The organism is Anaerotaenia torta (assembly GCF_050433395.1).
GTDB lineage: Bacteria > Bacillota > Clostridia > Lachnospirales > Lachnospiraceae > Mobilitalea > Mobilitalea torta.
This window is the reverse complement of record NZ_JBNPXH010000007.1, coordinates 288,545-297,277: the sequence shown is the minus strand read 5'-3', so window position 1 is coordinate 297,277 and position 8,733 is coordinate 288,545. Positions and strand designations below refer to the sequence as shown.

General features: G+C 41.0%; 7 protein-coding genes and 1 pseudogene. 6 read left to right on the top strand and 2 right to left on the bottom strand.

Annotated elements, in window-relative coordinates:
• Positions 1 to 684: 684 nt before the first annotated feature.
• Complete coding sequence (locus tag HNQ56_RS13575) at positions 685 to 1,560, top strand: NAD-dependent epimerase/dehydratase family protein (RefSeq protein WP_429147054.1); 876 nt, start codon at positions 685 to 687, stop codon at positions 1,558 to 1,560.
• Positions 1,561 to 1,761: 201 nt separating this feature from the next.
• On the opposite strand, the pseudogene HNQ56_RS13570 reads toward HNQ56_RS13575, so the two are convergent.
• A pseudogene (locus HNQ56_RS13570) lies at positions 1,762 to 3,311 on the bottom strand (IS3 family transposase).
• A gap of 310 nt (positions 3,312 to 3,621) precedes the next feature.
• Positions 3,622 to 4,116, bottom strand: a complete 495-nt coding sequence (locus HNQ56_RS13565) for a cysteine hydrolase family protein (RefSeq protein WP_429147052.1) — start codon at positions 4,114 to 4,116, stop codon at positions 3,622 to 3,624.
• 119 nt (positions 4,117 to 4,235) lie between these two features.
• Between HNQ56_RS13565 and HNQ56_RS13560 the strand changes: the two genes are divergently transcribed.
• The 5 genes from HNQ56_RS13560 to HNQ56_RS13540 all read left to right on the top strand — a co-directional run bounded on the left by HNQ56_RS13560 (position 4,236) and on the right by HNQ56_RS13540 (position 8,729).
• Positions 4,236 to 5,180, top strand: coding sequence for a helix-turn-helix transcriptional regulator (locus HNQ56_RS13560; RefSeq protein ID WP_429147049.1), 945 nt, complete (start codon positions 4,236 to 4,238; stop codon positions 5,178 to 5,180).
• A gap of 262 nt (positions 5,181 to 5,442) precedes the next feature.
• Positions 5,443 to 6,123, top strand: coding sequence for a PIG-L deacetylase family protein (locus tag HNQ56_RS13555; protein ID WP_429147046.1), 681 nt, complete (start codon positions 5,443 to 5,445; stop codon positions 6,121 to 6,123).
• Positions 6,124 to 6,158: 35 nt separating this feature from the next.
• Positions 6,159 to 6,773 carry a sugar transferase gene (locus HNQ56_RS13550; RefSeq protein WP_429147045.1) on the top strand — a complete coding sequence of 205 codons (615 nt, stop codon included), beginning with the start codon at positions 6,159 to 6,161 and terminating at the stop codon, positions 6,771 to 6,773.
• Between the two features lie 157 nt (positions 6,774 to 6,930).
• Positions 6,931 to 7,626 (top strand): WbqC family protein, encoded by a 696-nt coding sequence (locus HNQ56_RS13545; RefSeq protein WP_429147042.1) that lies wholly within the window; start codon positions 6,931 to 6,933, stop codon positions 7,624 to 7,626.
• Entirely contained in the window at positions 7,623 to 8,729 is a 1,107-nt protein-coding gene (locus tag HNQ56_RS13540; protein WP_429147039.1) for a glycosyltransferase family 4 protein, read from the top strand. The genes HNQ56_RS13545 and HNQ56_RS13540 overlap by 4 nt, the downstream gene beginning before the upstream one ends.
• Positions 8,730 to 8,733 lie beyond the last annotated feature (4 nt).

Below are 8,733 nucleotides of genomic sequence, written 5' to 3'. Positions count from 1 at the left end.
GTCAAATCGAAAATGATGTAAACGAAAGGGCAGTTACTGGCAAGCAAAAGCTGCTTTTTCGTTTACACCATCATCGATTCTAACCTAAAGAATTTGTTGATGATATCAACTGGAGAAAAACAGGAGATTTCAAGATCGATTGTGATGATAGAAAAGCTATCCTTCTTCTTAATATAGCAAATCCAAACCAGGAGAATTTTGAAGAAGTAATTCTTCATGAATTGTTTCATTTGAAAATGTACCCGCTTGACCAGGTTACAGAGTCATTGATTACGGCTAATTTTCAAGAAGGGACGCCGTCATATGATTTTGCATACAATCAATTCTTTGGATCATTAGAACAAACGGTAGAAGAACTGACAAAGTGTTTTCTTCTTGAATATGGTGATGATAGAGAATTATCATATGGCAGATGTAAAAAACAAAAATCGTTTAATGAACTATTTGATGGACTGAAGAAAATTGAATAGGCTTATAATAAGAAATGCATTCCATATTTCCCTATAGCGTCGGCAGCTGTAAAACAGTCACCGATCTCATTACTTATGAATAAAAATATTAGGGGAATGATGAAAGAGGAAAGCATATGATGTTAAAAGAAAAAGCAAGGGAATTTGTACTGGAAAAAGCAATGAAGCTTGATGCAAGGATGAGTTTGCAGTTATCCATTCCGGGAGCTTTGGTATGAACAGTAAAAAGGTGCTGATCATCGGAAAGAACGGCTTTATCGGCAGTTCTCTGGCACAATGGCTTAAGGAAAAGGGGTACGAGGTCTTTGTGGTATCAGGAAGGAAAGAAGAGTGGAAAGATTTTGCCATGACAGGAATAGACACGGTGGTCTATGCGGCAGGTCTTGCCCATACCAGAGAAAAGAAAGGAAACGAAGAGCTTTTCTTTCAGGCCAATGCCTGGCAGGCGGAGGAATCGGCTAAACGGGCAAAGCTTTTAGGAGTTCGCCAATATATTTATATCAGCAGCATGAATGTCTATGGAAGTACGGGGAAGCGTATCGGAACAGGCACTCCGATAAGCCCTGACAGTCTATACGGAAGAAGTAAAAGGCAGGGGGAGCTAAAAATACTGGAATTGGAGGAGGAGCAATTTTCAACCGTTATTATTCGGCCTCCGGTTGTATGCGGTGCCGGCTGCAAGGGCAGTATCCGCCTCCTGATAAAGGCATCAAAATATATAAAATTCTTCCCGTCCTATCCGAATAAAAGAAGTATAATTGACATAATAAATTTATGTCAATTCATCGGCTGCCTGATAGAAGAGAATGCGCGGGGAATTTACCATCCGCAAAATAAAGAACAAGTCTCCACGTATCAGCTGATATCACTTATGGCGCATTGCCGGGGAAGAAAAATCCTCCCGGTAAGCTTTTTTAATCCCTTGATCTCCCGGTTGATACCAAGATGGAGGATAATCTGCAAGATATTTGGTGATGACTGTTATAATACAGATTTTTCAGAACACCATAACTTTTCCTACTGGGTCCGTGGCTGCGAGGAATCCGCACAGGATATGGTTGTGGGCATAAAAAGTTATGGTAAGCCGTGAGGAATTATAAAGACGGTGAAAGACAGTGAAGCAATCTTAGAATTATCTAAGAAATTATTTTCTTGATCCTAAAAATGTTCAATGAATAATTAGGGCAATGAGAGAAAAAAATGTGCTGTGTTCAATACATAGCACATTTTTTTAGATTAATTTTTTACATTAATTTTTACAACAATTTGGGGGTGCGGACGTTTTCTTGGACTAAGCTGCTATTCCTAGACTACGTCTATATTGAAGTGGGCTCATCCCACCTAAAGATATTTTGATTCTATCTTTATTATACCAACGGAGATAGGAATCGAGTTCTTTAATAAAAGAATCTATAGATACATGTTTCCATTTTCGATTATAAAACATTTCATTTTTAAGTCGTCCGAAAAAACCTTCGCAAGCTGAATTGTCAGGGGAACACCCCTTCTTTGACATTGATCTTGTTAGGTCTGCTTCGGTCATGATTTTAATCCATTCTGGCCAGCGATAATGACAGCCACGATCAGAATGAATAACGGGCTTATCGTCTTTCTCCAAGCAAGAAATCGCGTTGTTAAGCATTGTGTTTGTAAGCTCTGCATTGGGTGAAGTACCAATGGTCCAAGACACAGCAAGGCCATCAAAACAATCAATTATAGGTGATAAATACACCTTGCCTGCTGGAATATGAAACTCGGTTATATCTGTCAACCACTTTTGGTTTGGTGCTTTAGCAGAAAAATCACGATTTATTATGTTATCAATTTCTGGACTGATTTCACCTTTATACGAATTGTATTTGCGTTTCTTTGTGCATTTAACTAGGAGTTGATCTTCTTTCATAATACGACGTACCACTTTTTCAGAAATAATAATCCCTCTGTTTTGCAACAAACAATGAATGCGACGATATCCGTATCTGCATTTATTAGTATTGAACAATTCCTGTATAATCCCTCTGAGTTCTTGGTACTTGTCGAAAGCACGAATACTATTAACCTGATAGCAGTAACTACTTTTTGAGAGTTTCAGAATCGGCAAAAGTTCATTAAGCTTGTATTTACAGCGTAGGGCATCAATCAAGAATACTTTTCCCGATTGGTGAGTTCATCAAGATTGATGCCCTTTTCTTTTTTTAGAATGTCACCAGCTTTTTCTAAAACATCACGTTCTAGTTGAAGTTTATGTACATCTTGTTCTAGGCGCTTTACTTTGGCTTCGAGTTCAGTTTTTTCACGGATTAATTCATCTATATCTTTATTAGCTTCAGATGGATTAGACATGCTAATTTCTCTCCTGTCTCCAAGCAGTTGTTTTCGCCATGTAGAAACTGCGGCGGGTGTAACATTATATATCTCAGCTATTTGAGATATTTTCAGTGTGCCTTTGCACGACTCGATAACTGCTTGTACTTTTTCTTCTTGAGAACATCTTACATGAGGTTTGAATTGTTTGCAACGACGTTTCTCATCTTCTGGATGCAATTCACCAACCCAACTAAGAAGTGGTGGCCGGCTTGGATAACCTAGATCTTTGACTGTTTTCAATGCATTCTGATTGTTTTCAAAGTAATAATCTACAGCCTCTCGTTTTTCATCATCTGAATATTTGCTATATTTTTTCTTTCCGGTATGGAGATCATTATCTTCAGAATACTCCCTGTACCAATGCTTAAGGTTGGTTACATCGGGATAACCTAACTTACGAACGGTATATGCTGCGTTGTAACCACAATTAATATAAAACTTTACTGCACGGATGCGGTCTTCATATGAGTACATCTCATTCCTCCTTTGACTCATTCAAGTCCAGGATTTTGTCCGCACCCCCTTTACTCTTTCAATCAAGAATTTACCTTTTCACTTTACATGAATTTTTTCAAAAGTTATTGACTTTCTCGTTACGTTATAGTGTACATTAATCGCATATAGAAATAAAAGAAATGGAGTTACTAATATGGAAATCAAAAATATTCGTTCAGATGACACCGACGGAAGAAATTCTTAAAGAAAATGAGGACTTTTGGCAGGAATAAGGGCGAGCGAAGGCTTAACAGCTATGGAGATGAACGTGTTTCTGCGTTTCAAAGACCTAATTAGGTAACAAGTCATTTAAAGTGATGATTTTACTGCCTCTGCTTTCATAATAGAGCAGCATTTCGTCAATTTTCCTTTTATCATAACTTGTAATGCAATCTGATAGGACATTAACGCTATAATCTGCTTTACATAAGTTGTAACAGGTTGATTTAACGCAAGCAACCGCATCTGCTCCTGCTATATAGAAATCAAATATTTCATTTTTACTAATAAAGTCGGTGAATTCTTCACTGCTTAATACATTTCCTTTGTATTTTGTGAAAACATTTTTTGATACTAAGTTCAAGTCGGAAGCCAATTCAGCCCCATATGTGTTGGTTTTAAAAGTCCTTGTGCCGGCCGATAAATTTTCATGCCTTATATAAACAACATGAATATGATTATTGACTGCCCAATCAATGGCTTTATTGATATTTCCAATAACATCCTTATAATTCTTTGTTATATCATTTTGAATATCGATGATTACTAAGGCTTTATTCTGCACAGTGTTCCCTCCTGATCGGTAATTGATTTCTTTGCTTTTTATTATACCTTGCAATTGTTGACAACAGTATGGCAACAATTCTATAATGATAAAAAGAAATTTTGAAAGGCGGCTATCCGATGAAAGTTGACAGGCTTGTTAGCATTATTATGATACTCCTTGATAAAGAACGTATCGGCGCACAGGAGTTAGCAGATATGTTTGAAGTTTCACCCCGTACAATCTACCGTGACATAGACGCGATCAACATGGCGGGTATTCCTGTTCGCGGGGCATCGGGAGTGGGCGGGGGCTTTGAAATCATGCAGAAATACAAGATGGATAGAAAGGTTTTTTCGACTGCCGACCTTTCCGCTATCTTGATGGGGCTCTCCAGTCTTTCGGGCATGATACGAGGTGATGAACTGGTAAATGCCCTTGCGAAAGTCAAGAGCTTTATCCCCGCCGACAAAGCGAAAGACATTGAATTAAAAGTAAATCAAATATACATCGATTTAAGTCCGTGGATGGGCAACAGGAACATACAGCCATATTTAGAAATTATCAAAACAGCTTTACAGGAAAACAAGCTGCTGACCTTTGAATATGCAGATCGCTACGGAAATAAAACCGCACGAACAGCCGAGCCGTATCAGCTTGTATTGAAAAGCAGTCATTGGTACTGGCAAGGGTATTGCCATAAAAGAAATGATTTTCGCTTATTCAAGCTATCCCGCACATCAAACCTTCAAATACAGGAGGAATTTTTTACGCCGCGGGATTATCAAAAACCGCAGTTAGATTTTACTGATATTTTGGCAGCTATGCAAACCGAAATCAAAATTCGTGTCCATAAATCTGTCATGGACAGGGTACTTGATTATTGCACTTATGAACACTTTACGCCAGACGGTGATGAGTATTACATTGTTCGTTTTCCTTTCATAGAGAACGAATACTACTACAATATTCTTTTCAGTTTCGGTGATAAATGCGAGTGCTTAGAGCCGTTACATATCCGCACAGAAATGAAGCGTAGAATACATGATATAGCTGCCTTATACGAAAGCAGGACAGCCTTTTGACGGGCTGTTTTTGCGTCTTTTTTAATTAGAAGTAAGGATTCCTGAGTACAGCGGTTTTGAGAAATCAAAGCCGCTGTTCCCTATTTTAGAGGGCCTGAATTGTTATGCTATTTTTACAAGACAAGGAGAGTTGGGCTATATTGCAAATCTCTCTTCCAGATATGAACTCATATCAGCTTCAAATCATAAGATGGTTATTGAATAGCATAGGTCCGGAGATAGTGAATAATCAGGCCAAAGGATTTTATGAAATGAGGGATTTATGAATTATTTATTTGTAGTAGCGCATCCCGATGATGAGGTGCTGGGCGCGGGAGGAACGATTGCAAAGCTCACGGGCGAAGGTCATAGAGCGGAGGTCTGCATCCTCTGCGGAGAGGCCGGAGCCAGAAAAAACAGACCGGAAACAGATAAATTATATCAGGATATTATGCGGTGCAATAACATGCTTGGCGTGGAAAAAATTCACCTTGGCAGCTTCCCCAATATTAAGTTTAACCGTGTTCCCCATTTAAAGCTGGTACAGTTTATTGAAGAGATTTTAGCGGCAGCACAGGCGGATATTATATTCACCCATCATCCCGGGGACTTAAACAATGACCATTACCAGACATCCATTGCATGTCAGGCGGCAGTCCGGCTGTTCCAGCGCAACAGCACCATCAACCCGTTAAAAGAACTGAATTATATGGAAATACCGTCGTCTACGGAATGGGGACTTAATACTTCCCTTCGGCCATTTACACCGAATTTATTTGTTGAACTGCTGGAGGAGGGGGTCGAGCGAAAGCTGAAAGCACTTTCCCAGTATGAGGGAGTCATGAGGGAATATCCCCATCCCCGCAGTGAAACTGCAATAAAGGGGCTGGCCGCCTATCGGGGATGCCAGGCAGGTATGAAGTATGCGGAATGTTTTGAAACGGTTTTTCGCAGAGAAATATAGGCTTTCAGGCAATTGCAGCCGGAAATGAGATCGTTATGAGCCGAATTTATGAAAGAAAAATAAAACGGATACTGGATAAGGCAATAAGCGGTATATTTCTTCTCCTCCTGTCACCCCTGCTGCTTCTGATCAGCATTCTTATTAAGCTTGAGGACGGGGGGCGGGTGCTGTTTGTCCAATACCGGCTGGGCAGGGACAGAATACCGTTTAAAATCTATAAATTCAGAACCATGAAAGAGAACCACGACAACCCGGAGATAAGAGCCTATCTTGGGGATAACCGGATTACCAGGATCGGAGCTGTTCTCAGGAAGACCAGTCTGGATGAGCTGCCTCAGCTGTTTAATATACTGAAGGGCGATATGGCGATTATCGGTCCCAGGCCCGTATTACCGGAGGAAGCCAGAGCTTCGGAGGGAGAATTTCCTTACGAAAAGAGATTTTCCTGCCTCCCGGGCTTGTGCTGTACCGTAGATATCCAATACCGGGCAGCAGCCGATAGAATGTTGCAATATAAAATGGATGTGTCCTATGCTGAAAATATTAAATTCTCAGGGGATGTTATCATTGCAATAAAAACGGCGGTAACCGTGCTGACAGGAAAAAATGTGTATCCGGCGAAACAGACTGACAGGAAAGAAGAAGACTGACAGAAAAAGAAGACTGACAGGAAAGAAACAGACCGGCAGGAAAGAAGCAGACCGACAGGAAAGAAGCAGATCGACAGGAAAGAAGCAGACCGACAGGAAAGAAAATAAATGAAGGAAAAAAGAGCCTGAAAAAAGGAGGGCTATCGCGGAGGTAAGTATGAGAATTGCAATCCATCAGCCGGATTATATCCCCTACATAGGATATTTTTATAAGATTTCTAAGGCGGATATCTTTGTCTATTTGAATGATGCCCAATTTTCCAATGATAATATGCACCATAGAAACAATATTAAGACTCCCCAGGGCAGGAAAAGGCTGACCATACCCCTTAACTATCATTTTAAGGATAGAATCAACGAGGTGCGTACCAGGGATGAGTTGGACTGGAAGGAAAAACACCTTAAGCTCCTTGCAATGAATTATCAGAAAAGCCCTTATTTTAATGAAATATTCCCGGCCATAAGGGAGCTTCTTCTTATGGAGTATGATAATCTGGCGGATATGAATATGGCGATAAATCAGTTTATCATCTCCGGTTTTGGCCTTCCTGCGGCGGTGATTAAGGCTTCGGAGCTTGATATTTCCTCCAAAAAAGAGGAGCGGATTCTTGATATCTGCACCGCTTTAAAAGCCGATGAATATTATTCGGGGCTTGGAGCAGCCAGCTATCAGAACGAGGAGAACTTTAGAAACAGAAAAATTATTCTTACCTACACCGATTACAGACCCTTTCTTTATCCGCAGCAGTGGCATTCCTTTGAACCCAATCTGTCCGTATTGGATTATCTGTTTAACTGCGGGTTTGACTGGAAGAGGATACAGCGGGGGATTGAAAAGGGGGATTGCCCATGAAGGTCGTCATAGCAGCCAGCTACGGACCCTCTCTTCTTAATTTCCGAAGGGATTTGATTAAGGAGATGAAGGGCAAAGGACACAGTATAACCTGCATTTGTGTGGAACCCAAGGAAATAATGGAAGAGCCCCTTGCTGCGCTGGGGGCTTCTTACGAGACGGTGGGAGGAAGCAGAACAGGGACGGGATTTATAGAAAATTTAATCATGTTTTTCTGTTATTTGAAGCTGCTGAAGAGAATTAAGCCGGACCTTTGCTTTCTCTATATGGCTAAGCCCATTGCGTTTGGCGGGAGCGCTGCAATCATCCTGGGGATTAAAAAAATATACCCCTTTATTACCGGCCTGGAGACCCCCTTTTATTCTAAGGGAAGGACGGATTTCTTTCTCCGGTACCTTCTTTGCTTCTTTTACAAATTTGTGCTCCATTTCAGCAAAGCCTGTTTCTTCATGAATGAGGACGATATTAACAGAATGAGAAAATTACGGTTGATTAAAAGGGAGAAAGCGGTTCTGGTAAATGGATCGGGAGTAAACATGGAGCACTTTACCAGGTTTCCAATACCGAAGGAGCCCTGCGTCTGTATGACGGCGAGACTGGTACTCGGCAAGGGAGTTCGAGAATATTTTGAAGCAGCCTCGGTATTAAAGAAAAAATATCCGGAGGTTTCCTTTCTTCTTGTGGGAGGATTTGATGAACATAAGGAGGCTATTAAGGAAGAGGAGCTGTCTGCTTTGCTGGAGGAGGGAGCCGTTACCTACTGCGGCTATGCGGAGGATGTAAGGCCGTTTCTTAAGCGGTGCTCCATCTTTGTACTGCCTTCCTATCATGAGGGAAACGGGCGCAGTATTGTAGAGGCAATGGCGGCCGGAAGAGCAATTGTAACCACAAAAGCTCCGGGATGCAGGGATACGGTAATCGAGGGGTATAATGGTTTCCTGGTCCCTCCCATGGATGGAAGGGCATTGGCGTGCAAGCTGGAGCTGTTGATTCGGAACAGGGAGCTGAGGGAAGCCATGGGAACTTGCTCTTATCTGCTGTGCAGGGAGAAATTTGAGGTAACTAAAATAAACAGCATCCTGCTGTTCACCATGGAACTATAGAGGA

Excerpts from the sequence above, each read along its gene's own strand:
- HNQ56_RS13575 (WP_429147054.1), top strand. The coding sequence starts at position 685 with ATGAACAGTAAAAAGGTGCTGATCATCGGAAAGAACGGCTTTATCGGC.
- HNQ56_RS13560 (WP_429147049.1), top strand. The coding sequence starts at position 4,236 with ATGAAAGTTGACAGGCTTGTTAGCATTATTATGATACTCCTTGATAAA.
- HNQ56_RS13555 (WP_429147046.1), top strand. The coding sequence starts at position 5,443 with ATGAATTATTTATTTGTAGTAGCGCATCCCGATGATGAGGTGCTGGGC.
- HNQ56_RS13540 (WP_429147039.1), top strand. The coding sequence starts at position 7,623 with ATGAAGGTCGTCATAGCAGCCAGCTACGGACCCTCTCTTCTTAATTTC.
- HNQ56_RS13550 (WP_429147045.1), top strand. The coding sequence starts at position 6,159 with ATGAGCCGAATTTATGAAAGAAAAATAAAACGGATACTGGATAAGGCA.
- HNQ56_RS13545 (WP_429147042.1), top strand. The coding sequence starts at position 6,931 with ATGAGAATTGCAATCCATCAGCCGGATTATATCCCCTACATAGGATAT.